Raw genomic sequence first — 25,456 nt, 5'->3', positions numbered from 1 at the left:
GGCGGTATGAAGAGTCGTCTGTAAAAAAGGTCGGGCATTTTAACAGGCCCGCGGGTTTGTGCAGCGGTCATCGTAGCCAGACAGTGATCGCTATCTAATTCTTCTGTTTTTGTTACATTTGCGCCGCGACGCAACGATACGTGTATTTGTCACGCTCCAGCGGGAGTGCGGCCACCGGTTTTTCCTTTGCACTTAGGAAGTTAGATTGCCTACACCTGTCGAACCCTTGCGATTGCTGTTATTGGCGCACGAGCCTTTCTGGTACGCGCTGCTGCGCGATTGCCTTACTGCACCGGGCAGCAACGTAATACTTTTGCATGGCGAGAACTGGGACGCTTTCAGCGCCGGGTACGCTAACGAGCGCAGCACCGTGCTGCTGACAACGCCCGACCTGCAGCCCAGAACCGGAACCTGCCTGCTACTCACCGTGGTGCTGCTCGAAAAGGAACCGCTGGTCGGACCGAGTGGCGTCAGTGACTGGCTGGTGCGCGATGCATTGACCGGCGATGCGCTGCGCCGCTGCCTGCGCTATGTCCACGAGCGCAGTCGCCTGGAAGACAGCCTGCGGCGTCTGGTCGGTCAGGACCCGTTGACCGGCATCGCCAATCGTCAGGGTTTTCAGGCGCTGTTGACGGCGCGTCTGGCCGAGGGTGGCAGCCTGGCGCTGGGGCATCTGGACCTGGACAACTTCCGCCGCGCCAACGATTCGCTGGGGCATCAGGCCGGTGACCGACTGATTCTGCAAGTCGTGGCACGTCTGAAAAACCAGCTCGCTGCGGGCGATCAGCTTGCACGCCTGGGCGGCGACGAATTCGCCCTGTTGATTGACACCCGCACAACACCTGCACGCGCCATGCAACTGGCCGAGCGAATTACTGACGTGCTGTCCGAACCCTACTGGGTCGATGGCGAAAGCCTGCTGCTGGGTTGCAGCCTGGGCATTGCCCATTCACAAACCCGGCCCGAAGCAGACCCGCTGATGTGGCACGCCCACATCGCCATGCGCCAGGCCAAGAGCATGCAGGGCTGCACCTTTCATCTGTTCGACGAGCGCATCAACCGCAACGCCCGCAGCCTTGCCGATCTGGAAGGCGAGCTGCGACGAGCCCTGCGCCGCGATGAACTGGAGCTGCATTATCAGCCACGGCTGTGCCTGGAGACCGGGCGCGTTGTCGGCCTGGAAGCGCTGGTACGCTGGCGCCACCAGGCGCGCGGGCTGCTGCCGCCCAGTGAATTCGTGCCATTGGCCGAGCAAAGCGGCCTGATCGTGCCGCTCGGCTACTGGGTCATCTTCCGCGCCCTGCGTGACATGCAGGCCCTGCGCGAGCAAGGATTTGCGCCGTTGCATATGGCGATCAACCTGTCGTTCCGGCAATTTCAGGACAGCCAGTTGTTGCCGACACTGAGTCGCCTGATTGAGGAGCTCAGCGTCGACGCGCACTGGCTGGAGTTCGAACTGACCGAAACTGCCGTCATGCGCCGCAGCGATCAGGTCCTGCAGACCATGGACGCAATGCGGCGGCTGGGTGTGCGCTTCTCGCTGGATGATTTCGGTACGGGCTATTCATCGTTCATGCACCTCAACAGCCTGCCCATCGCGCTGCTCAAGATCGACATGGGCTTTGTCGGGCAGATGGAGCTACGCGAAGAGAACCGCAAGCTGGTCAACGCCATGATCAAGCTGGCGCACAACCTGAACCTGGAAGTGGTCGCCGAGGGCGTCGAAACCGCCGGGCAACTGGAGTTGCTGCGCGATTTCGGCTGCGACCAGGTGCAGGGTTATCTGATCAGCAGGCCGCTGCCTATAGCGGATCTGGTGGCTTACCTGCGCTCGGAAGCCGCCAATACGGGTGCATCAAACTCCGGATGACGGCGCGCCGGATCAGGCCGGCACAGCTAACCCGGCTGCCTCCCGACGCAACAGGCGAGCCGTCTTCCACTCAAACGCATAGGTCAGCGCCACAGCCGAGCAGAACAGACCCAGCGCCAGCCCCCACCAGACGCCTGAAGCACCAGCATCGGTAGAAAAGCCGAGCAACCAGGCGGCAGGCGCGGCAATCAGCCAGTAACAGCCCAGACCGATCAGGAACGTGGTGCGCGCATCCTTGAGCCCGCGAATCGCCCCCATCGCAATCGTCTGAGTACCGTCGAAGAACTCGAACAGGGCCGCAATGGCCAGCAGTTTTGCGGCCAGCACGACAATCTCGGCAAAGGCCGGGTCATTGATATCCAGAAACAGGCCGATGACCACATTAGGTGCCAGCCAGAACAGCAACCCGAACATCAGCATCACGCAGCCGCCAAAACCGATGCCCAGACGGCCCGCCATGCGCACCATCAACAGGTTGCCCGCGCCATAATGCTGGCCGATACGTATGGTTACCGCATAGGACATTCCCACCGGAACCATGAACGCCATGGACACTGTCTGCAGGGCGATCTGGTGCGCGGCCATTTGCGTACTGCCCATTGCCCCCATGCAGAACGCTGCGAAGGTAAACAGGCCGACTTCCACCGCATAGGTCCCGCCAATCGGCAGGCCGAGACGCCAGAGTTCTTTCAGGTGGCTGCGCGACAGCTTCGAAAGCCCCTTGCTGATCGGGTACGCTGCGTAGGCCGGATGGCGCTTGATGTGCAGTGCCAGCGCCAGGGCCATGCAGTTGGTCACGATCGCGGTCACCAGCCCGATGCCCATCAGCCCCAGATTCGGCAGCCCGAGCCATTGATGAATCATCGCGTAATTGAGCACGAAGTTTGCGGCCGCACCGGCCAGACTGATGGTCATCACCGGCCCCGCACGCCCGAGTGCACTGGTGAAGCCGCGCAGTGCCATGAAGCTGAGCAAGCCAGGCAGGGCAAAGGGCAGGGTGATCAGAAATTGAGCAGCCATATGCACGTTGGCTTCGGCCTGGCCGAACTGCAACAGGATGGGTTCGAGGTTCCACAGCAGCAGCGCAGCAACCAGCGCCATGCCCCACGCCAGCCACAGACCGGCCTGCGTCAGGCGCGTCGCACCTTCGGTATCACCTGCACCATGGCGAATCGCAACCAGCGTGCCGACCGCAGCCATCACGCCCACGCAAAAGAACGAAACAAAGCTGTACGTGGCCGCACCCAGGCCACCGCCTGCCAGCGCCTCCGGGCCGATCTTGCCCATCATCACCGTGTCGGTGAACACCATCAGCATGTGCGCCATCTGCGATGCAATCAGCGGCCCGGCAAGGCGCAGGATGATCCAGAGTTCTTTGAGTGCGGGCTGCATGTGGGCGGTGCTCTACGGCGGAGTTCGGATGAACGCCTATTCTGGGCGGTTGGACGCGCAAGCACAAAACGATAAACCTGATGCGCTGCATGAGTAAAACTCATCTGAGACGATTTGCAGTAAAGTAGCCACTCATCGCCAGCAGGAAGCGCCATATGCCTCGCAGTCTCCCCCCTCTTTATGCACTAAGGGCATTTGAAGCTGCGGCGCGGCATACTTCGTTCACGCGGGCGGCCGAGGAGCTTTCGATCACTCAAAGTGCAGTAAGCCGTCACATCCGCACGCTGGAAGATCACTTTGCCTGTCGTTTGTTTCAGCGCAACGGGCGCAACTTGCAACTGACTGAATCAGCGCGTGCGCTGTTGCCCGGCGTGCGTGATGGGTTTCTGGCGCTTGAACGAGCCTGCAGCACCTTGCAGACCGACGAAGGCATTCTGCGCATGAAAGCGCCATCGACGCTGACCATGCGCTGGTTGCTGGCGCGGCTCAGTCGCTTTCGTCATCTGCAAGTAGGCAACGAGGTGCAGCTGACCAGCGCCTGGATGGATATCGATGCCGTGGACTTTACTCTGGAGCCTTTCGACTGCGCGATTTTACTCAGTCACGGGCATTTCCCCTCGGACTGGGAAGCCACTTTGCTGTTCCCGGAGCTGTTGATTCCGGTGGGGGCGCCTACGTTGTTGAAGGACCCGCCATGGGACGTGAAGCGGCTGGCCAAGGCCGAGTTGCTGCACCCCACCCCTGACCGGCGTGACTGGCGCACCTGGCTGAACCGCATGGGGCTGGCCGATCAGGTGTCGCTCAAAGGCGGGCAGGTGTTTGATACGCTTGAGCTGGGAATGATTGCAGCGGCACGCGGTTACGGCGTATCGATGGGCGACTTACTTATGGTCGCCGAGGACGTGGCGCAGGCCCGTCTGAGTCTGCCGTGGCGCACCGCGGTATTCAGCGGAGAAAATTATTATCTGGTCTGGCCGCGCACAAGGCCCGGCGCAGAGCGGTTGCGTCGCCTCAGCGATTTTCTGCAGACGGAAGTCAACGCTATGGAGTTGCCGTTAGTTGAAGTACTGCATTAAAAATTAGTTTAGTATTGAACTGCCATCATTGGTTAATGTCGCGACCGTTACTCAAGTAACGACTCTGGTGGCCGACGCACCGCTTAACGACTGCATGTTCAGGCAGCTTAAAACACTCATTAATTTGTTCGCTGAATGGTAAGCCACGGATCAGGCAACTCCAATCATTCGGCATGGAGTCTCTATGTCCAAGCCCCGTACCCGAATTGCCTCGCAACTCGGTATTGCTCTGGCCGTGATCCTGGCTGTGGTTATCAGCGGCAGCACCCTGTTCGCGTTAAGGTCTCTGGACGCGTCCAACCTGGTCATTCGCGAAGAGCACATGTCGAGCGAAGCCAGATTGCTCGCCGACCAGTTGAGCACGTTCCACAGCACACTGCGCGACAGCACTCAGCGCCTCAGTGGTCTGTTCGAAAAGCGCTTTGCCGGTGGCCTGAGCCTGCAACCCGACAAACCGGTCACGGTAGCGGGCACTTCCACGCCAGGCCTGTTCCTGCGTGATACCGCACTGAACAACGACTTTGCCGAGGTTGATGAATTCCGCTCGATGACCGCGGGCGTGGCGACGATTTTCGTGCGCAGCGGCGACGACTTTGTTCGTATCAGCACTTCTCTGAGCAAACAGGATGGCACGCGCGCCATCGGCACCGTGCTGGATCGCAAGGGCGCAGCCTACGAGCGCTTGATCGCCGGTCAGAGCTATGTGGGCAAAGCGGTGTTGTTTGATCGCTATTACATGACTCAGTACAGCCCGGTTCGCGACAGCAGCGGCAAGATCATTGCGGCGCTGTTTGTAGGCTTCGATTACACCGATGCACATAAAACCCAATTCGATAACCTCAAGAGCTTCCGCATTGGCTCTACCGGTTCGCTGGCACTGCTGGACGAGAAAGGCACCTGGCTGGTTCCGCCGGCGGGCGTCAAATCTCTGGACGGTGCAGCGAAGTCCGTTGCCGACCTGGCCAGCAAACAGGGCAAGGCGCAGTTCTGGAACGACGGTGATGACGACTACTACAGCGTTGGCCAGCCGTTTGCCGGTGGCCCCTGGACCGTCATCGCCAGCATGCCGCGTGACGAAATCAGTGAAGTGACCTGGAACGTCGGCACCCAGCTGGCCATCGGCAGTGTGCTGGCCATGCTGATCGCGGTGATCAGCGCGATCTGGCTGCTGCGCAGCAAGCTGCGTCCACTGTCCGAACTGGTACGCCAGGCCGATGCATTGGGTGCGGGCGACCTGAGCGTACGCCTCAATGTGACCAGCAACGACGAGATCGGGCAACTGTCGGGCAGCTTCAACAAAATGAGCGAAGCGCTGTCATCAATGGTGTCGCATATCCGCACCGCGGCGCAGGAAGTCAGCACGCGCGCCCACGCATTGTCCGGCCTGTCCGGCGGCGCGTTCGAGGGCATGGAGCAACAGTCCGGCGAGATCACCAGCATGGCCGGTGCCGTCGAGGAGTTCAGCGCCACGTCGATGAACATCGCTGACAACATGAGCAACACCGAGCGTCTGGCGCAGGAAAATGCGCAGCAGACGCGCATTGGTCGTACCTCGATGGACGAGGCGTCTTCATCGCTGCAACAGATCGCAACCTCGCTGAGCAGTACAGCAACGGTCATCGACACACTGGGCCAGCGCTCGCAGGAGATCGGCAGCATTGTCGGGGTGATTACCTCGATTGCCGACCAGACCAACCTGCTGGCACTCAACGCCGCCATCGAGGCCGCACGTGCCGGTGAACAAGGCCGCGGCTTTGCCGTGGTGGCTGACGAAGTGCGCAGCCTGGCCTCGCGTACCCGTGAAGCGACGGACGAAATCTCCGGCATGATCGCCAGCATTCAGCAGGAAACCGGTAACGCCATCAGCACCATGCAACAGGGCAATACGCTGATGCAGGAAGGCTTGTCGCTCAACGCCAAAGTGGCCTCGGCACTGGCCCAGATCGACGAACAAAGCCGCTCGGCCGGTCACCAGTTCGCCGCCATCACCACCGCCACCCAGGAACAAAGCAGCACCGCCACCATGCTCAGCAGCAACCTGCAAAGCATCGCCATGGCCAACAGCGAACAGCGCCAGGTGATGTCCAACCTGGCGGTCACCGCTCAGGAGTTGAATGGGTTGGCGACTGAACTGCGTAACGAGGTTGACCGGTTCCGTTGATGGCTGCTGGAAGCCTGACGACTATCGTGCCGATGCTCCGCGTCGGAGAGCGATAAGTGCTCTCAAGAACACCATCGTACCCATGCTCCGCGTCGCATGCCGTTCTGGACGCTCCGCGTCCGGTCTTGCGTTTGTGGTGCGGCGCAGACTTGTGACGCAGAGCGTCACGAACGGCATTCCCACGCTGGAGCGTGCGGAACGATAATCCCAACTGTCGTGCCGAAGCTCTTCAGCCATCGTGCGACGCTCCGCGTCGCATGCCGTTCTGGACGCTCCGCGTCCGGTCTTGCGTTTGTGGTGCGGCGCAGACTTGTGACGCAGAGCGTCACCCGAGGCATTCCCACGCTGGAGCGTGCGGAACGATAATCTCAACTGTCGTGCCGAAGTTCTTCAGCCATCGTACGACGCTCCGCGTCGCATGCCGTTCTGGACGCTCCGCGTCCGGTCTTGCATTTGTGGTGCGGCGCAGACTTGTGACGCAGAGCGTCACCCAAGGCATTCCCACGCTGGAGCGTGCGGAACGATAATCTCAACTGTCGTGCCGAAGTTCTTCAGCCATCGTACGACGCTCCGCGTCGCATGCCGTTCTGTACGCTCCGCGCCCGGTCTTGCGTTTGCAGTGCGGCGCAGACTTGTGACGCAGAGCGTCACCCAAGGCATTCCCACGCTGGAGCGTGCGGAACGATAATCTCAACTGTCGTGCCGAAGTTCTTCAGCCATCGTACGACGCTCCGCGTCGCATGCCGTTCTGGACGCTCCGCGTCCGGTCTTGCGTTTGCAGTGCGGCGCAGACTTGTGACGCAGAGCGTCACCCAAGGCATTCCCACGCTGGAGCGTGCGGAACGATAATCTCAACTGTCGTGCCGAAGTTTTTCAGCCATCGTGCGACGCTCCGCGTCGCATGCCGTTCTGGAAGCTCCGCGTCCGGTCTTGCATGTGCGGTGCGGCGCAGACTTGTGACGCAGAGCGTCACGAACGGCATTCCCACGCTGGAGCGTGCGGAACGATAATCCCAACTGTCGTGCCGAAGTTTTTCAGCCATCGTGCGATGCTCCGCGTCGCATGCCGTTCTGGACGCTCCGCGTCCGGTCTTGCATCTGCGGTGCGGATTTATGACACTTTTATTTCAATGAATCCCACCCTGTGCGATGCTGGCGCCAAGGCTAATAGCCGACTAAAAGCTTAGTAGAGCGTTACACCCTTTCCCCGCTCGCTACATGCACATCTTTCAATTCATCGCCTGAACGGGCAAACCTCAGGGGGCTTTCAGCATGCTGACCCTGCTCGATTTGCTATCTGCCGTCGCCCTGCTGATCTGGGGCACGCATATCGTGCGCACTGGCATCCTTCGTGTTTACGGTGCACAACTTCGTCGTTTACTCAGCCAGAACATGTCCAAGCGACCACTGGCGTTCATCGCCGGCATTCTGGTGACAGCCATGGTGCAGAGCAGCAATGCCACTGCCATGCTGGTGACCTCATTTGTCGGCCAGGGGCTGATGACGCTGACACCGGCGCTGGTGATCATGCTCGGCGCCGATGTCGGCACGGCATTGATGTCCCGCGTGCTGACGTTCGATCTGTCATGGCTGTCGCCGTTGCTGATTTTCCTTGGCGTGGTGTTCTTTCTGTCGCGCAAGCAGACCCGTGCCGGTCAATTGGGGCGGGTCGGTATCGGCCTGGGCCTGATCGTGCTGGCACTGCAATTGATCGTCGCAGCGGCTGCACCGATCACCCAGGCGGCCGGGGTCAAGGTGCTGTTTGCCTCGTTGACCGGCGACCTTCTGCTGGATGCGCTGGTTGGTGCCATGTTTGCGCTGATCTCCTATTCCAGCCTGGCGGCAGTTCTGCTGACGGCCACCTTGGCGGGCACGGAAGTCATTGGTCTGCCAGTGGCAATCGGCCTGGTGATCGGTGCCAATATCGGCAGCGGCCTGCTGGCCTTTCTCAGTACCAGCATGCAGAACGTCGCTGGCCGGCAAGTCGACTTGGGCAGTCTGCTGTACAAACTGTTCGGCCTGTTGCTGATCTTTCCGGTGCTCGACCCGCTGGTTGCCTGGATCGACACGCTGGGCTTTCGTCCGCAGGAGTTGGTGATTGGCTTTCACCTGATCTACAACACGTTGCGCTGCCTGATCATGCTGCCTACCGTTGGCCCGATGGCGCGGTTGTGCGCGGCCTTGCTGCCGCAGCAGAACGAGGTCGGTGGCCTGGCCAAACCTCGCCATCTGGACCTGACCGCACTGTCGACGCCCAGCCTGGCACTGGCCAACGCAGTGCGAGAAACCCTGCGCATGGGCGATTTGATCGAAAGCATGCTGGGCTCGATGCTGGCGGTGCTGCGCGGCACGCAAACAGCGGTTACTCAGGAAGTGCGCCGCCTCAACGATGACGTGGAAGCGCTCTACAGCGCGATCAAGCTATACCTGGCGCAGATGCCGCGTGAGGACCTCGGCGAGCACGATAACCGGCGCTGGGCCGAGATCATCGAGCTGACCATCAATCTGGAACTGGCCAGCGGCCTGATCGAACGCATGCTGCGCAAGATCCAGCAGCAGAAGACCTCGCACCGCCGCTCATTCTCGGAAGTCGGCCTGGAAGAACTCGCCGATCTGCATATCCAGTTGCAGTCGAACCTGCGTCTGGGGCTCTCGGTGTTCCTCAGCGGTGACGAGGAAAGCGCGCGTCAATTACTGCGTGAAAAACGCCGTTTTCGAGCCCAGGAACGCCGTCTGGCGCATGCTCACGTCAGCCGCCTGCGGCAGAAGGTTGTGCAGAGTATCGAGACCAGTTCGCTGCACCTGGAACTGATTGCCGACATGAAACGCCTGAACTCGCTGTTTTGCAGCAGCGCTTATGTGGTACTGGAAACGGCCGACACCGGGGCCTTGTCGAGCGAGAGCGAGCCCGAACGATCACTATGAACGTAAGGGCCGAGGTGAAGTCTGTTAAACATACCGGCCCGCCAGGAAAGCTGTTTTATGCGTTGCCTGCTGTTCGCTTGTCTGCTCCTCGGTTCACTCCCTTCGTTTGCCCTTGACCGCCTTCAGGTCGAGGGCTATCTGCTGCCCAATGGTTTGCAAGTCCTTCTCAAGCCCGGTTCCGAAAAGGGTCACGTCGCCATCCGCCTGGTGGTAGGTATCGGGTTCGATGACTTCCCCTGTCAGGACAAGGAGCTGCCGCATTTGCTGGAACATCTTCTGTTCAGCGGGGTTGATGACAGCGGTGAAGGCGGCCTGGAAGAGCGCATGCAGGCACTGGGCGGCGAGTGGAACGCATTCACCAGCAATGCCGATACCACCTTCGTGATTGAAGCGCCCGCGCGAAACCAGCGCAAGGTGCTCGACCTGCTGCTGGAGATCATGACCAGAACCGAGCTCAGCCAGGCAAGACTGGACGGGGTAAAACGAGTCGTAGAACGAGAAGACGGCGGACACTTTTCACACTTGCAGCGCCTGCTTGACCGGCGTGACTCGGGGCGCAGCGCCAGCAGTCAACTGGCGGTGGAGCTGGGCCTCAAATGCGCCGAGCGTCCTGAAGTGGATGGTATCAAGCTGGGCCATATCGAAGACGTCTTCGCCAACTGGTACGCGCCCAATAACATGACGCTGATCGTGGTTGGCGATCTGGACAAGCTGTTGCCGGCCTATCTGGAGCGCACTTACGGCAAACTGGCACCCACCGACCCCATCGATCACCCGCCGCTGGCGCAAAGCTCGGGTTCAGCCGAGCCGCGACGCGAGCTTGAGCGCGGCGGGCTGGGCGAGAGTGCCAAGCTGCACCTGATCTACCCCGAGCCACAACTTGACGACCAGCACGACGAAACCTGGGAGCTGGTCAAAGCCTATCTTGACTGGACGCTCTACACCGAGCTGCGTCTGAAACACAGCTTGTCGTACGGTCCTTCTGCCGAGCGGGAAGTGTTCGGCGATGTCGGGTTTTTGAGCCTGAATGCCGATGTCGAACGTGACGATGCCGATGAAGCCGAGCGGGACATCCGCAATATGGTCGAGCGCCTGCAAAAAGAAGGCATGCAGCCCGCTACATTTGCGCGGTTGCAACAGCTCGCCATCGACCGGCAATCGTGGGCCACACAGGGCAATAGTGCGCTGGCCGACTATTATTGGAGCGCGCTCAATGATTACGAAAACGGGCGCTTCGAAGACCCGGCCAAACGCATCAAGGCGGTGAAACTGGAGACAGCCAGTCAGGCCATACGCCAGCTGCTCGCCCAGCCGGGCTACATGCGAATTGAAAAGCCTCTGTTCAGTTATGACGGCCTGTATTGGCTGATTGGCGGGGTGCTGGGCCTGATAGCCTTGTTGGCCATGTGGCGCTGGCGTGTACGCAATAAATAGAATTCTGACGCCGAACTGCATTGGTGGTGTTGGCTGCGCGCCGCGCTTGTTACGCTACGCAGTTTTTTGTATGAACAGAACCGAGTGAACCCCCGAATGTTTGACGTGAACCGCTATGTGACGCCCGTGCTCAACTTGATGCAGCGCTATCCGGGGCTCATTGCGGCGTTTGGTTTTGTTTCAGGTATCGCCAGTTTTATCCTGGTCGACCGCCAGGCAGGGCTGGCCACCTGGATCGCCGTGGTGATGCTGATCAGCTGGCTGTGGCTGATGGTCGAAAACACCATGGTCGGGCTGCTCAACAAGGCGCTGGGCCGCGAGATTCCGCAGGGTTTGCTGCGCTACGGCACGCAGATGATCCATCAGGAAAGCCTGTTTTTCGTGTTGCCGTTCTTTTTCATCACCACCACCTGGAACAGTGGTCAGGCGGTATTCACTGCGGTGCTTGGCGCCGCCGGGCTGATCTCGATCATCGACCCTCTCTACTACAAGTGGCTGGCGCCCAGACGCTGGCTGTTCATGACATTGCACACTCTGACACTGTTCGCGGCACTGCTGACCGCGCTGCCGATCATCCTGCACCTGACCACCGCCGAGAGTTACAAACTGGCGCTGGGCGTGGCGATGGTGCTGTCGGCACCCAGCCTGATGTCGAACTTCCCGCTCAACACCTGGCGCAGCGCACTGGCCGTGATCAGCATCATCCTGGCCATCGGCGCGGCGGGCTGGTTGCTGCGCTCCTGGGTGCCGCCTGCGACGCTCTGGTTGACCGAAGTGGCGGTCAGCCCGGACTTCGATAACAAGAACCGCACACCAGGCGACAGTATTTCGCTGATCAGCGCCAAACAGCTGCGCAACGGCGGCCTGTATGCGTACACCGCCATCAATGCGCCGCGCGGTCTGGACGAGCGTATCTACCATGTGTGGTGGCATGAAGGCGAAGAGATGGACCGGATCGCGCTGGACATTCACGGCGGACGCAAGGAAGGCTATCGCGCCTGGACACGCAAACAGAACTTCCCGGAGGACGTGACAGGGCGCTGGCAGGTGAGGGTGCTGACCGAGGACGGCCAGATGATCGGCGTGCTGCGCTTTGTGGTCACCGACAACGATCAACCGGCCGTGAAACGACCTACAGGCCGGATAATCAAACTCAAGCCGGGCGGCGACTCGGCCGAAGAGACTACGCCTGAGTCCGCACCGGCTGATGGGCCGAAGCAGGAGAAGCAGGAGGCTGCGCCTGCCGAAGCAGCCCCCGCGGAGTCTGCGCCTCAGGCTCCGGCGCAGTAATGTTTCAGGTCGCGGTAGCGCCGAAGAACCAGTAGCAGACGAAGATCGCGGCCACGACACCGGAAAACTCGGCCAGCAGCGCGCAGCCCACCGCATGGCGAGCGCGCTGAATGCCCACGGCGCCGAAGTACACCGCGAGCACGTAGAACGTGGTTTCGGTGCTGCCCTGAATCGTTGCGGCGGCCAATGCCGCGAAGCTGTCGACGCCTTGGGTCTGCATGGTTTCGATCAACAGAGCACGGGCGGCGCTACCGGAGAAGGGTTTGACCATCGCGGTCGGCAACGCATCGACGAAGCGTGTATCCAGCCCCAGCCACTGCACCACATGCCGAATGCCTTCCAGGCCAAAGTCCAGCGCGCCGGATGCGCGCAGTACGCCCACTGCGCAGAGCATGGCGACCAGATAAGGCAACAGGCTCTTGGCGACGTCGAAGCCTTCCTTCGCACCTTCGACGAAGGCCTCGTAGACCAGCACCTTGCGTAACGTGCCGATGATCAGAAACATCATGATCAGGCCAAACAGCGTGAGGTTACCCAGAATGGACGACAGTCCCGCCAGCGCAGCTGCCGACAGTGTGCCGAGAAAGGCCATGAAAGTACCCAGCAGCAGGGCGCCGGGGATCAGGTAAGCGAGCACCACCGGGTCCCAAAGCCGCAGGCGCTGCATGAACGCCACCGACAACAGGCCGACGATGGTCGAGACGCTGGTGGCCAGCAGAATCGGCAGAAATACCAGGGTAGGGTCGGGAGCACCCTGCTGGGCGCGGTACATGAAGATCGTTACCGGCAGCAGTGTCAGCGAGGAAGCGTTGAGCACCAGAAACAGGATCTGTGCGTTACTGGCGGCGGTCTTGCTCGGGTTGAGTTCCTGTAGCGAGCGCATGGCTTTCAGGCCAATCGGCGTGGCGGCGTTGTCGAGACCCAGCGCGTTGGCGGCGAAGTTGAGGGTGATCAGCCCCAGCGCAGGGTGGCCGGGCGGCACTTCCGGCATCAGGCGCAGAAACAGCGGACCGAGAACCTTGGCCAGCCAGTCGACGATGCCCGCCTTTTCGGCGATGCGCAAAAAGCCCAGCCACAGCGTCAGTGTGCCGAACAGCAGCACCATCACCTCGACCGACAGCTTGGCCATCGCGAAGATACTTTCGACCATCGCCGCAAAAATGCCGGCGTTGCCGCCCACCAGCCACTGCACCAGCGCGGAAATCGTCGCCACGACAAAAAAACCAAGCCACAGGCCATTGAGCATCGGATAAGTCCCTCACAAGATGCGGCGATGATAGCGGCGAGGTGCGCTGGAGGGAAATCGGCGGAAGCCGTACGGCGCAATCAAGAGCGGACGCAGAGCGTCCAGAACGGCATGCGACGCGGAGCGTCGCACGATAGTAGGGGTCATCGTTCCTCACACTCCAGCGTGGGAATGCCGTAGGTGACGCTCTGCGTCACAAATCTGCGCTGCGCCGCACACTCAAGAGCGGACGCAGAGCGTTCAGAACGGCATGCGACGCGGAGCGTCGCACGATAGTAGGGGTCATCGTTCCTCACGCTCCAGCGTGGGAATGCCGTGGGTGACGCTCTGCGTCACAAATCTGCGCTGCGCCGCACACTCAAGAGCGGACGCAGAGCGTTCAGAACGGCATGCGACGCGGAGCGTCGCACGATAGTTGAATGGTCGTTCCTCAGGCTAAAGGAATGCCTTGGTTGTATTCAGCGCCCGGCCAGCAGTTCCTGACCGCGGACCACGGCGGCGCGGACCTGTTCGGGTGCGGTGCCGCCGATGTGGTTACGGGCGTTGACCGAGCCTTCCAGGGTCAGCACGGCAAACACGTCCTGCTCAATCTGGTTACTGAACTGACGCAGTTCTTCCAGACTCATTTCTGCCAGGTCCTTGCCGGTTTCCACGCCATATTTCACGGCATGACCGACGATCTCGTGGCAGTCACGGAACGGCAGACCACGGCGCACCAGATAGTCGGCCAGATCGGTCGCGGTCGAGAACCCGCGCAGCGCGGCTTCACGCATGATCGCGTGCCTGGGTTTGATTGCCGGGATCATGTCGGCAAACGCACGCAGCGAATCACGCAGAGTGTCGGCAGCGTCAAACAGCGGTTCCTTGTCTTCCTGATTGTCCTTGTTGTAGGCCAGAGGCTGGCCTTTCATCAGGGTCAGCAGGCCCATCAGGGCACCGAACACACGGCCGCTCTTGCCACGTACCAGTTCAGGCACATCAGGGTTTTTCTTCTGCGGCATGATCGAGCTGCCAGTACAGAAGCGATCCGGCAGATCAATGAACTGGAACTGCGCACTGGTCCAGAGCACCAGCTCTTCGGAGAAGCGCGACAAGTGCATCATCGCGATGGACGCGGCCGAGCAGAATTCGATGGCGAAGTCGCGATCCGATACGCCGTCCAGCGAATTACCGCCCACGACATCGAAACCCAGCAGTTTGCAGGTCAGTTCGCGGTCGATCGGGTAGGTGGTGCCTGCCAGCGCAGCGCTGCCCAGAGGCATGCGGTTGAGACGCTTGCGGCAGTCGACCAGACGCTCGTAGTCGCGGCTGAGCATTTCGAACCAGGCCAGCATATGATGACCGAATGTAACGGGCTGGGCAGTCTGCAAATGGGTGAAACCGGGCATGATGGTTTCAGCTTCGCGCTCGGCCTGGCCCAGCAGGCCTTGCTGCAGACGCGTGATTTCGCTCAGGATCAGGTCGATTTCGTCGCGCAGCCACAGACGGATATCGGTCGCGACCTGATCGTTGCGGCTGCGACCGGTGTGCAGCTTCTTGCCGGTGATACCAATGCGATCGGTCAGGCGTGCTTCAATGTTCATGTGCACATCTTCCAGATCGACGCGCCACTCGAAATTGCCGGCCTCGATCTCGGCCTGGATGGTGTTCAGGCCGTCAACGATGGTGTCACGCTCGGCGTCCGTCAGAACGCCCACCTTGGCCAGCATCGTGGCGTGGGCGATGGAGCCCATGATGTCGTGGCGATACAGACGTTGATCGAAGGTGACGGAGGCAGTGAAACGCGCGACAAACGCGTCGACGGGTTCACTGAAGCGGCCGCCCCAGGACTGATTGGTCTTGTCGGTGCTCATGGATTCGCTCGTTGCTAACAGAAAGTGGCGTGCCCGTTACCTGGCACAAGGGCGATTGCGATGATAACAGGGTTGATGCATTTTTATCCCCGGACAGCTTGCCGCTGACGAGGCCAGGGCAGAGACTGGAGGCATGCGAATCGAACCTGTGAAACACGAAGCCCGGCCTGTGCCCGGCAAAGACTTTTTCCTCCCCGAACCGTGCCTGCCGCAGGCATTGCTGGTGCTTGTCGTTCTGGCGGAGCTGCTGGTGCTGGTTCTGGTGCTGGTAGAACCGATGCGTACCGGCTTCGACTGGGTACGTCTGGCGCTGATGTCGCTGTTCGTGCAATGGATCGTGCTGCTGTCCGCAGCGCTGCTGTGTGGTTTGCGACCCTGGCTGGCGCGCCTGACGCCGGGGCTGGCTGGCATGCTCAGTTGCCTGCTGGTGGTCGGCCTGACGTTGCTGTGCACAGCCGTCACCGATGTCTGTCAGCTCACCGGACGGATTTCAATCGGCGGGATGGTCGAGCGCTACCTGCGCTACTCGACAATTGCGTTGATCATGTCCGCACTGATGCTGCGCTATTTCTATTTGCAGAGTCAGTGGCGCAAGCAGCAACAAGGCGAGCTGCGCGCGAGGATCGAATCGCTGCAGGCGCGAATCCGTCCGCACTTTCTGTTCAATACCCTCAACAGCATTGCCAGCCTGGTTGCCAGCAACCCGGTCAAGGCAGAGCAGGCGGTACTCGACCTTTCAGACCTGTTTCGCGCCAGTCTGGCCAAGCCCGGCAGCCTGGTAACGTGGGGCGAAGAGCTGGCATTGGCAAAACGATATTTATCGATTGAGCAATATCGTCTTGGCGAGCGTCTACAGTTGGACTGGAGGGTGAGTGCAATTCCCGATGACTTGCCGATTCCCCAGCTAACCTTGCAGCCATTACTTGAAAACGCTTTGATTTATGGCATTGCTCCGCGAGTCGAGGGGGGCGTTGTAACGGTCGAAGCGAACTATGAAGGGGGAGAGTTCATATTGAGCGTCAATAATCCCTATGAAGAAGTTGCCAATCGGCAGACTTCCAACGGTACTCAGCAGGCTCTGACGAATATAGGCGCACGTATTGCGGCACTTTTTGGCCCGCACGCCAGTCTGAGCGTGGAGCGCCGTGACGGTCGTCACTACACCTGTCTACGCTATCCTTGTGCGAGACTCACGCAGGAAGCCAGAGCTATATGAATGTCCTGATCGTTGATGACGAACCCCTGGCCCGCGAGCGATTGAGCCGCATGGTCAATGAGATTGAAGGTTATCGAGTACTGGAACCCAGCGCCTCCAATGGTGAAGAAGCCTTGGCGCTGATTGAAACTCACAAACCAGACGTGGTGCTGCTCGATATCCGCATGCCGGGTCTCGATGGCCTGCAGGTTGCAGCGCGACTGTGCGAGCGGGAAGCGCCGCCTGCGGTGGTGTTTTGCACTGCCCACGATGAATTCGCCCTGGAAGCTTTCCAGGTCAGTGCAGTGGGCTATCTGGTCAAGCCTGTGCGTTCCGAGCACCTCGTCGAAGCATTGAGGAAAGCCGAGCGGCCAAACCGCGTGCAACTGGCGGCGTTGACCCGTCCGGCTGCCGAAAGCGGATCGGGCCCACGCAGCCATATCAGCGCGCGGACTCGCAAGGGTATCGAACTGATTCCACTCGATCAGGTGATCTACTTCATCGCCGATCATAAATACGTGACCTTGCGTCATGAGGGTGGCGAAGTGCTGCTGGACGAGCCGCTCAAGGCGCTGGAAGACGAATTCGGCGACCGTTTCGTGCGTATTCACCGCAATGCACTGGTGGCCCGCGAGCGAATAGAACGGTTGCAGCGCACGCCGCTGGGGCATTTCCAGCTGTTTCTCAGAGGGCTTAATGGCGATGCGTTGATCGTCAGTCGCCGCCATGTAGCCGGTGTACGCAAGATGATGCAGCAGCTCTAGCGCCTCGCCGCTTTGGAGCCTCTGGGCCCAGACCGAGTCATGGAACGGGAGAGAATTCCGGCTACATGTGCTTTTCGGCTGGCCTGCGCGCAGCCTTTCCCATGCGCCCCTCAGCCACTGCCGATTGATTGATCGGCTCAGTGTCTGACGCAAGTTTCAATCAGCGCCGAAGCCGCCCTGACCGGGATTGAGCTGTTATTATCCGTCGCATTCACTCAGTACGGATTGTTCAATGTCCTCTCGCGAAATCCGCATCGCCACGCGCAAAAGTGCGCTGGCACTCTGGCAGGCAGAATACGTAAAGGCCCGTCTCGAACAGGCTCATCCCGGCCTGCTCGTGACGCTGGTGCCCATGGTCAGTCGTGGTGACAAGCTGCTCGACTCCCCACTGTCGAAAATCGGCGGCAAAGGCTTGTTCGTCAAGGAGCTGGAAACAGCGCTTCTGGAAGACAACGCCGATATCGCCGTGCATTCGATGAAAGACGTGCCGATGGACTTTCCACAAGGCCTGGGCCTGTTCTGCATCTGCGAGCGCGAAGACCCACGCGATGCGTTCGTGTCCAACACCTTTGCCAGCCTGGACGAACTGCCAGCTGGCAGCATCGTCGGCACCTCCAGCTTGCGCCGTCAGGCGCAATTGCTGGCGCGCCGCCCCGATCTGCAGATCCGCTTCCTGCGTGGCAACGTCAATACGCGCCTGGCCAAGCTCGATGCCGGCGAGTACGACGCCATCATTCTTGCCGCTGCGGGCCTGATCCGCCTGGGCTTTGAAAATCGTATCACCTCGGCAATCAGCGTCGACGACAGCCTGCCTGCGGGCGGGCAGGGCGCGGTGGGTATCGAATGCCGCAGCGTCGATGCAGAAATTCATGCCTTGCTTGCACCTCTGCATCACGAAGACACCGCCGTGCGCGTGATTGCCGAACGCTCGCTGAACAAGCACCTCAACGGTGGCTGCCAGGTGCCTATCGCCTGTTACGCCGTGCTGGAAGGCGATGACGTCTGGTTGCGCGGGCTGGTGGGCGACCCGGCCGGGAGTGTATTGCTGCACGCCGAAGCCCGCGCGCCACAGACATCCGCCCAGGCGCTGGGTGTGCAGGTGGCCGAAGCACTGCTGGCGCAGGGTGCCGCCGACATTCTGAAAGCGGTGTATGGCGAGGCCAACAACGAATGAGCACCTGGCGCCTGTTGCTGACCCGCCCGGCCGAAGAATCGGCAGCGCTGGCAAAAGTGCTGGCCGAGGCCGGTATCTTCAGCAGCAGCCTGCCTTTGCTCGAGACCGAGCCATTGCCCTTGACGCCTGCACAGCGTTCGATCATTTTCGAGCTGCTCAATTATTGTGCAGTGATCGTGGTCAGCAAACCTGCGGCGCGGCTGGCTATCGAGCTGATCGACGAAGTGTGGCCACAGCCACCCATGCAACCCTGGTTCAGTGTGGGTTCAGCAACCGGGCAGATACTGCTTGATTACGGGCTCGATGCGAGCTGGCCGGAGCAGGGCGATGACAGCGAAGCCTTGCTCGAGTTGCCGCGCTTGAAACAGGCGATTGCCGTACCGGGAAGCCGTGTGCTGATCATGCGCGGCGACGAAGGACGCGAACTGTTGGCCGAGCAATTGCGCGCGTTGGGGGTGGGAGTTGACTACCTGCCGTTGTATCGTCGCTACCTGCCGGAGCATGCCCCCGACGCCGTGCCGCAACGTGTTGCGGTGGAACGCTTGAACGGGCTGGTGGTCAGCAGTGGGCAGGGTTTTGAACATTTGCTTCAGCTGGCGGGTGATTCTTGGCCAGACCTGGCCGATTTGCCACTGTTCGTACCAAGCCCCCGGGTGGCCAGCATTGCGCAGGCAGCTGGAGCCCGGACCGTTATTGATTGTCGTGGCGCCAGCGCCACGGCATTGCTGGCAGCGTTGCGGGATCAACCTCAGCCTGCCGTCAAGGCGTAATGATCGACACTTGTCGTTTACGCTATTACGCCAAAATGCAAAGGATGGGATACGTGAGCGAAACAGCCTTGCCTAAAGACGAAGAATCGGTGTTGAAAACGCCTGCACCCAAGCCTGACCCAGTACGTGCCGAGCGCACCGGCAGCCGCAGCAGTGGCTTGGTATTCCTGGCCTTGCTGCTCGGTATCGCTGGTGTCGCGGTCGCAGGCTGGGGAGTCTGGCAACTGCGCATGCTGCAAGCCGGCCACCAACAGCAGCGCGGCCAGGTTGAAGACATCGCCGAGCAGACGCTGGTACTGGCTCAGAATGATCAGCAGCTGAGCGCACGCCTTGCGCAATTCCCGCCTGCCGATCAGTTGGCAGACAGCAGACGGCTGGTCGCGCAATTGCAGGGCGATCAGCAGCGTCTCAGCCAGCGACTCGAAACCGTGCTGGGCGCGAGCCGCAAGGACTGGCGCCTGGCCGAGGCCGAGCATTTGCTGCGTCTGGCCAGCCTGCGTCTTTCAGCGCTGCAGGACATCAACAGTGCTCAGGCGCTGGTTCAGGGTGCCGACGAAATTCTACGTGAGCAGGACGATCCCGGCTCCTTTGCCGCCCGCGAGCAACTGGCCAAGAGCCTTGCCGCCTTGCGCAGCGTTGAGCAGCCAGACCGCACCGGACTGTTCCTGCAACTGGCCGCCCTACGCGAACAGGCTGAGCAGCTCAATAAGCTGGCACCTGAATACGAAGACAAGGGCGAGTCTCTTCTGGGCCTGACCGCCGACAAGACTGAACAAAGCCGGTGGACGCAGTGGTGGGACGAAATTTCCCACTACTTCCGTATCGATTTCAACGCCGACAAGGATATACGCCCGGTATTGGCAGGCCAGAGCCTTTCCCAAGTGCGCCTTGCCCTGAGCCTGGCGCTGGAGCAAGCGCAATGGGCGGCGCTCAACGGCGAGCCGCAGGTCTATACCAAGGCCATCACCGAAGCACAGAGCGTTTTGAAGGCCAACTTCGATCAGGACGACCCACAGAGCAAAGTGCTCGCCCAAGGGCTTGAGGCGCTGGCCAATCAGCCTGTGTCGGTCAAGACCCCTGATCTTGCGCAGAGCCTGAGCTCGGTGCAGGCCTACCTTGAACGCCGTCATGCCGCGGGCCAGCCAGCCGAGGCGCAACAGGGGACCAGCCGATGAAGCGCTTTTATGTGCTGTTATTCATCGCTATCGCCGCTGCGGCGCTGATTGGTGTCGCCATCGCCGAGCATTCCGGCTACGTGCTGATCGCCTATCAGAACTTCCGCTATGAATCGAGTCTATGGGCAACGCTGGCATTGCTGGTCGCAGTTCTGCTGGTAATCGCCCTTCTCAGGCTGGTCATCACGCTGCTGACGACGTCAGGCCGCGTGGTCAACCCATGGTCGCGTCGTAACCGCCGTCGCCGTGTGCAACTGGCTATCGAGCATGGCCAGATGGACCTTGCCGAAGGACGCTGGGCCAGTGCACAACGTCATCTGCAACGGGCGGCCGAAGCCGATGCCCATCCATTGCTTTACTACATTGGCGCCGCCCGCGCGGCTAATGAGCAGGGGCGTTACGAAGACTGCGATGCCTTGCTGGAGCGTGCGCTGGAGCGTCAGCCGCAAGCCGAGCTGGCAATTGCCCTGAATCACGCTCAACTGCAACAGGATCGTGGCGACACCGAAGGTGCGCTCACCACGCTGCTGGCAATGAAAGAGCGTCATCCACATAACCCTCAGGTGCTTCGCCAGTTGCAGCGGCTCTATCAGCAACGTGGCGACTGGTCCGATGTTGTCCGTCTGATGCCGGAACTGCGCAAGGACAAAGTCCTGCCAGCCAAGGAGCTTGCCGAGCTGGAGCGCCGCGCCTGGGGCGAGAACCTGACCCTGGCGGCCTACCGCGATGGTATCGAGGGCTCACCCACCGGGTTGCCTTCGCTGGAAAGCGCCTGGCAAGGACTCGGCTCCGCACAGCGTCAGGAGCCGCAACTGGTGCTGGCGTATGCCGATCAATTGCGTCGTCTGGGCGCCGAAGCTCAGGCTGAAGAGGTGCTGCGTAGCGCCCTCAAGCGCGAATACAACAGCCATCTGGCGCGTCTGTATGGCCTGGTGCGCGGCAGCGATCCGCTGAAGCAACTGCAAACGGCAGAAGGCTGGCTCAAGCATCATCCTGCCGATCCAAGCCTGTTGCTGAGCCTGGGGCGTATCTGCCTGCAAGGCCGATTGTGGGGCAAGGCGCGGGATTATCTGGAGAGCAGCCTGCGTCTGGAACGCAATCCCGAGACCTGCGCAGAGCTGGCTCGTCTGCTGGCCCAGCTGGGTGAGACGGATCGCAGCAATACGCTGTTTCAGGAAGGCCTGGGCCTGCTCGACGAACGCTTCCTGTCGCGCCCTGTGCCTGTGCTGACCAAAGCATAAAGCTGCCGGAGAGCCCCGTGCGAGGGCTCTCCATGCTGTCTCGAAGACCATCAGAAAATAGTGCGTGAGAATCTTCCTACGCCGATGTGTAAAAGAACCACGCAGTAGTGTGTTTGTTTTCCCAGGTAAACAGCGACGTATCCGCACGCCGCCACCTTGAATGCGCCGTACCCTTTCCTCTACCGTAATCGCCTCGTCCTTTGTTACGGATTTGCCATGTATCTGGCTCGCACACGCTTCCTGTTTTTCCTGGCATCGCTGGCCTGTGCATCAATCATTGGCACCGCCTTTTATCTGCAGCAAACCTTCGGCCTCGACCCTTGCTTCCTTTGCCTGATACAACGCGCGGCAATCATCGCCTGCGGTGTGTTGGCATTGTGCGCTGCCTGCCACGCTCCCGGCCCGACAGGCATGCGGCGCTACAGCCTGGGCTTTCTGCTGATCGCGCTGACAGGGCTTGTTACGGCAGGCGCTCAGGTATGGCTGCAAACCGCCTCGGCAGATCAATTGATACCTTTCATTACCAAACTGGAGCATCTGTTAAGCCTGCTCTCACTGGACATGTGCATTGACCGGCTGCGAAGCGATGCAATGTTTTGCGCAGAAATCACCTGGACCCTGTTCGGTATAAGCCTGCCGGAGTGGAGTCTGCTGGCATTTACCGGCCTTGCGCTGTTACCCCTGTATCCTCTTTTCAGCGAATTCAGCCACTGGCTGGCGACCAAAGATCGGGCCAGGTATTAAACGCTTGTATGAACTTTATCTCCTGCGTACCTTGAAGGCCTTGTCGAGCGGGCATAATCTGGCCCGCACGCGTCACTGGAAATATGCTGTCCTGGCGCATCTATCAGGCCAGGTACAGGCTAACCGCCAGGACCGGCCCAGGACTGCATGCCCCTGAAGGGAAGAGAGAAGACCATGCTGGAAAGTTGTCAGAATGCTCAGGAACGCTGGGGCGGAGTCAATAAGCTGATTGATCGCTGGCTTCAAAGCCGCCTCGAACTGGTCGAAGCCTACGATGCGCTGGGCGACACGCCCCAGGCTCTGGCAGCCGACCGTGAAGGCTTGCAGAACTTCTGTGGAGTTCTTGTCGATTACGTCTCGGCCGGCCACTTTGAGGTCTATGAACAGCTGGGTGATGAAGCCCGCGCGTTCAACGACGAGCGTGGGCTCGAGCTGGCTGACACGATCTACCCGCGCCTGGACGTCATTACCAAGTTTGCGTTGACGTTCAATGATCGTTGCGACAAGGGCGACTGCTCGGACGCTACGGTGGTGGCCAAGGAATTCAACCAGCTGGGGCAACTGCTGCACGAGCGCTTCGAGCTGGAAGACTGCCTGATTGAAGTGCTGCACAACTCCCACAAGGAAGAGATCGCCGCGCAGGTGTGACCGCTCGCGTGCAGAGGCTACAAACCGCCAAGGGTGCTTTTGCACCCTTTCGCGTTTCTGGATTCCGGATTTACATCCGCTTACTGTGAAACGGCAATCAGCTCGATTTCAAATACCAGCGGAGTGAACGGATCGATCAGGTCGCCAGCACCCTCAGCGCCGTAGGCTTGATCCGAAGGAATCACCAGTCGCCATTTCGCGCCGGTCGGCATCGTCTGCAATGCGCTGGTCCAGCCGCTGATCACGCTGTCGAGCCGGAACCATTGCGGCTGGGTGCTCTGATCGAAGATCGTGCCGTCCGGCAAACGACCCACATAGCGCACTTCAACCCTGCCATTGGCATCAGGTTTGGGGCCCGTGCCAGGTGTCAGCTCGGTCATGAGAATCCCGTCCGCCAATACCTTCACACCCGGCTTGGCCTTCTCGCTGTCCATGAACGTGCGCTCTGCCTTCAGGGCTGCTTCGGTAGGCGCGTCTGTGCCTGCGGTCTCGGCCTGCGCGATTGCGGCGTCATGCTCACGCAGGACCTGGTCGATACGCTCCTGCTTGAGTGCCAGCGGCTTGCCCTGATAAGCCTGTTTCAGACCGTCGACAAGTGCCTTGAGATCAAGGTCAGGGACTTCCTGATGCAAGCGTTCACCCAGGCTTGCACCCAGGCTGTAGGCGAGATCATGACCATCATCGGCCGCCGCAGGTGGTGCTTCGGCAGCTTGAGCCAGGGGTAGCAAGAGGAACAACGACGTTAACAGGTAGCGCGACATTAATGCTCTCCGGCCTGGGAAGGCAGCGATTATGCCAGCGCCAGCGCGTGTAGTGACGAGTCTTGCCAAGTGAATTTCACAATGCCTGTGCATCGTGTCAGGCAATCATTTTTTGCAGTATGCAACAGCGCCCCCTGGATGCTGTCAAGATGCGCTAGCGGCGATGCGCGCAGAAGCCTAGTATGAGCCGCAATTTCGTCACCCAGGAGGTAAGTCATGTCGGCCAAAAAGAAGCCAGTAAATACTCCGTTGCATTTGCTTCAACAATTATCGGGCAGCTTGCTTGAACATCTGGAAGACGCCTGTTCCCAAGCCTTGGCTGATGCCGAGAAACTGCTCGCCAAGCTTGAGAAACAACGCGGCAAGGCGCAGGAAAAACTGCACAACTCCCGCATCAAACTGCAGGACGCTGCCACCGCCGGAAAATCCAAGGCACAGGCCAAGGCCAAAGACGCCGTTTCCGAGCTGGAAGAGTTGCTCGATGCTCTCAAGGATCGCCAGACCGAAACCCGCACCTACATTCTGCACCTCAAGCGCGATGCCCAAGAGAGCCTGAAGCTGGCCCAGGGTATCGGTCGCGTGAAAGAGGCGGTCGGCAAGATCCTCACCACTCGCAATGCCAAGCCTGCTGCCCCTAAAGCCGCCGCCAAAGCAGGGACTGCCGCTACAGCAAAAGCACCTGCAAAAACCGCAGTGAAAGCGGCCGCTGCCAAGCCAGTCGCCAAAACTGCTGCCAAGCCTTCGTCGGTCGCCAAGCCTGCAGCCAAACCTGCGGCAACCAAGGCCCCGGTCAAAGCTGCCGCCAAACCTGCCACCCGGGCAGCGGCAGCAGCCAAGCCTGCCGCGGCAAAAACAGCCGCCGCCAAGCCAGTTACGGCTAAACCTGCCGCCACCCGGCCGGCTGCCAAAGCGGCTGCGGCCAAGGCACCTGTCGCCAAAACGACGGCAAGCAGCGCTGCCAAACCAGCAGCAGCAAAAACCCCGGTAGCTAAACCAGCGGCCAAAGCCCCGGTAAAAGCGCCCGCGAAGGCCGCGACCAAAGCACCAGTCAAGGCACCTGTGAAAGCAGCAGCCAAGCCTGTCGCAAAACCTGCGGCCAAGCCAGCAGCGAAGCCGACCGCCGCCAAACCGGCTACGCCAGCGCCTGCTGCCGCTGCCAAGCCGACGACGCCTGCACCTGCCGCGCCATCTGCTGCACCGGCAACACCTGCCAACGGCGCAACGCCAACCAGCGCTTCCTAAGTCTGGTCGACGGCAAGATCAACCGCGATGCGCAGCACCTGCAGCGCATCGCGGTTTTTTTCTGCCTCTCCGTCAGCGAGCTCGATCAGCCATTCCTCTGCACTTCTCGCCTCACCCGCTGGCCAGTCTCCAGCCAGTGCCTCAAGCTTCAGCATCAGACTCTGTTCGGCCTCCAGCTCCAGCGCCTTGACCTTCATTCGCAACGTCATCAGCACCGCGTCCTCAAGCGCTGCATTGCGCCATTGGTTACGCAAATCCCGCAGCGGACGCACCACTTCATCGTGCCAGGGTGTCGCCAATTGCCTTATTTGCGTTAATCGCTGCGCATTGCACTCCACTTCGCGCGTGCCGAGCCAGACCCCGCAAAGCACCATGCACACGTTGGCCCCGTTGGCTTGCAGCGTCAGACAAGCCTGCTCTACACCCGGACGGGCGTAGAAATCGAGGGTGAAACTCCAGAGCGCTGAAGGCATAGTGATCCACCTGTTCAGGACGA

Annotated in this window: 20 protein-coding genes and 1 pseudogene; 16 read left to right on the top strand and 5 right to left on the bottom strand. The window is 60.5% G+C overall.

The genetic code is table 11. The features are described from left to right. Positions 1-205 precede the first annotated feature (205 nt). Positions 206-1,870, top strand: a complete 1,665-nt coding sequence (locus FFH21_RS28675) for a bifunctional diguanylate cyclase/phosphodiesterase (protein ID WP_011167318.1) — start codon at positions 206-208, stop codon at positions 1,868-1,870. 12 nt (positions 1,871-1,882) lie between these two features. On the opposite strand, the gene FFH21_RS28670 is transcribed toward FFH21_RS28675, so the two are convergent. Beyond that, the gene (locus FFH21_RS28670; RefSeq protein WP_011167317.1) at positions 1,883-3,262 is read right to left on the bottom strand and encodes a NorM family multidrug efflux MATE transporter; all 1,380 of its coding nucleotides are present in this window, start codon (positions 3,260-3,262) and stop codon (positions 1,883-1,885) included. Positions 3,263-3,417: 155 nt separating this feature from the next. Here FFH21_RS28670 and FFH21_RS28665 point away from each other — a divergent pair, with 155 nt between their 5' ends. From FFH21_RS28665 to FFH21_RS28640, 6 genes and pseudogenes are all read left to right on the top strand, one after another. Further along, complete coding sequence (locus tag FFH21_RS28665; RefSeq protein ID WP_005732790.1) at positions 3,418-4,338, top strand: LysR substrate-binding domain-containing protein; 921 nt, start codon at positions 3,418-3,420, stop codon at positions 4,336-4,338. 184 nt (positions 4,339-4,522) lie between these two features. After that, positions 4,523-5,644: pseudogene (locus FFH21_RS31235) on the top strand (Cache 3/Cache 2 fusion domain-containing protein); the annotation flags it as partial. Then, positions 5,639-6,499 carry a methyl-accepting chemotaxis protein gene (locus FFH21_RS31230; RefSeq protein WP_369812076.1) on the top strand — a complete coding sequence of 287 codons (861 nt, stop codon included), beginning with the start codon at positions 5,639-5,641 and terminating at the stop codon, positions 6,497-6,499. The pseudogene FFH21_RS31235 and the gene FFH21_RS31230, both read left to right, overlap by 6 nt. A gap of 1,271 nt (positions 6,500-7,770) precedes the next feature. After that, a complete protein-coding gene (locus FFH21_RS28650; protein ID WP_011167315.1) occupies positions 7,771-9,423 on the top strand; it encodes a Na/Pi cotransporter family protein in 1,653 nt (550 codons plus the stop codon). Between the two features lie 57 nt (positions 9,424-9,480). After that, the gene (locus FFH21_RS28645) at positions 9,481-10,857 is read left to right on the top strand and encodes a pitrilysin family protein (protein WP_004660041.1); all 1,377 of its coding nucleotides are present in this window, start codon (positions 9,481-9,483) and stop codon (positions 10,855-10,857) included. A gap of 96 nt (positions 10,858-10,953) precedes the next feature. After that, complete coding sequence (locus FFH21_RS28640) at positions 10,954-12,147, top strand: DUF5924 family protein (RefSeq protein WP_004660044.1); 1,194 nt, start codon at positions 10,954-10,956, stop codon at positions 12,145-12,147. Positions 12,148-12,151: 4 nt separating this feature from the next. Here FFH21_RS28640 and FFH21_RS28635 read toward each other — a convergent pair whose 3' ends face one another. Beyond that, positions 12,152-13,393, bottom strand: coding sequence for a nucleoside recognition domain-containing protein (locus FFH21_RS28635; protein WP_004662898.1), 1,242 nt, complete (start codon positions 13,391-13,393; stop codon positions 12,152-12,154). Positions 13,394-13,851: 458 nt separating this feature from the next. Next, the gene (argH, locus tag FFH21_RS28625) at positions 13,852-15,246 is read right to left on the bottom strand and encodes an argininosuccinate lyase (protein ID WP_002551376.1); all 1,395 of its coding nucleotides are present in this window, start codon (positions 15,244-15,246) and stop codon (positions 13,852-13,854) included. Between the two features lie 133 nt (positions 15,247-15,379). Between argH and FFH21_RS28620 the strand changes: the two genes are divergently transcribed. The 8 genes from FFH21_RS28620 to FFH21_RS28580 all read left to right on the top strand — a co-directional run bounded on the left by FFH21_RS28620 (position 15,380) and on the right by FFH21_RS28580 (position 22,957). Next, positions 15,380-16,462 (top strand): sensor histidine kinase, encoded by a 1,083-nt coding sequence (locus FFH21_RS28620; RefSeq protein WP_011167313.1) that lies wholly within the window; start codon positions 15,380-15,382, stop codon positions 16,460-16,462. Then, positions 16,459-17,205, top strand: a complete 747-nt coding sequence (locus FFH21_RS28615; protein ID WP_002551374.1) for a LytTR family DNA-binding domain-containing protein — start codon at positions 16,459-16,461, stop codon at positions 17,203-17,205. Before FFH21_RS28620 ends, FFH21_RS28615 begins: the two co-directional genes overlap by 4 nt. Positions 17,206-17,437: 232 nt before the next feature. Further along, the gene (gene hemC / locus FFH21_RS28610) at positions 17,438-18,379 is read left to right on the top strand and encodes a hydroxymethylbilane synthase (RefSeq protein WP_002551373.1); all 942 of its coding nucleotides are present in this window, start codon (positions 17,438-17,440) and stop codon (positions 18,377-18,379) included. After that, positions 18,376-19,149 carry a uroporphyrinogen-III synthase gene (locus FFH21_RS28605; protein ID WP_011167310.1) on the top strand — a complete coding sequence of 258 codons (774 nt, stop codon included), beginning with the start codon at positions 18,376-18,378 and terminating at the stop codon, positions 19,147-19,149. The genes hemC and FFH21_RS28605 overlap by 4 nt, the downstream gene beginning before the upstream one ends. A gap of 53 nt (positions 19,150-19,202) precedes the next feature. After that, complete coding sequence (locus FFH21_RS28600; RefSeq protein ID WP_004662896.1) at positions 19,203-20,324, top strand: uroporphyrinogen-III C-methyltransferase; 1,122 nt, start codon at positions 19,203-19,205, stop codon at positions 20,322-20,324. Then, complete coding sequence (locus FFH21_RS28595; protein ID WP_004667181.1) at positions 20,321-21,565, top strand: heme biosynthesis protein HemY; 1,245 nt, start codon at positions 20,321-20,323, stop codon at positions 21,563-21,565. Before FFH21_RS28600 ends, FFH21_RS28595 begins: the two co-directional genes overlap by 4 nt. A gap of 216 nt (positions 21,566-21,781) precedes the next feature. Next, a complete protein-coding gene (locus tag FFH21_RS28590; protein WP_004662892.1) occupies positions 21,782-22,309 on the top strand; it encodes a disulfide bond formation protein B in 528 nt (175 codons plus the stop codon). Positions 22,310-22,483: 174 nt separating this feature from the next. Continuing rightward, positions 22,484-22,957 carry an Rsd/AlgQ family anti-sigma factor gene (locus tag FFH21_RS28580; RefSeq protein ID WP_002551368.1) on the top strand — a complete coding sequence of 158 codons (474 nt, stop codon included), beginning with the start codon at positions 22,484-22,486 and terminating at the stop codon, positions 22,955-22,957. A gap of 80 nt (positions 22,958-23,037) precedes the next feature. Here the strand turns inward: FFH21_RS28580 and FFH21_RS28575 are convergent, their stop codons facing one another. Beyond that, on the bottom strand, positions 23,038-23,718 hold the full coding sequence (locus FFH21_RS28575; protein ID WP_002551367.1) for an FKBP-type peptidyl-prolyl cis-trans isomerase: 681 nt from the start codon (positions 23,716-23,718) through the stop codon (positions 23,038-23,040). A 216-nt stretch (positions 23,719-23,934) separates the two neighbouring features. Here FFH21_RS28575 and FFH21_RS28565 point away from each other — a divergent pair, with 216 nt between their 5' ends. After that, a complete protein-coding gene (locus FFH21_RS28565; RefSeq protein WP_011167306.1) occupies positions 23,935-24,960 on the top strand; it encodes an AlgP family protein in 1,026 nt (341 codons plus the stop codon). Here the strand turns inward: FFH21_RS28565 and FFH21_RS28560 are convergent. Then, positions 24,957-25,433, bottom strand: coding sequence for a TIGR02444 family protein (locus FFH21_RS28560; protein ID WP_004660062.1), 477 nt, complete (start codon positions 25,431-25,433; stop codon positions 24,957-24,959). The two genes, FFH21_RS28565 and FFH21_RS28560, sit on opposite strands and share 4 nt — an antisense overlap. Between the last annotated feature and the right edge of the window lie 23 nt (positions 25,434-25,456).

This window comes from Pseudomonas sp. KBS0707 (assembly GCF_005937945.2).
Lineage (GTDB): Bacteria > Pseudomonadota > Gammaproteobacteria > Pseudomonadales > Pseudomonadaceae > Aquipseudomonas > Aquipseudomonas amygdali.
This window is presented reverse-complemented; position numbering and strand designations above follow the sequence as displayed.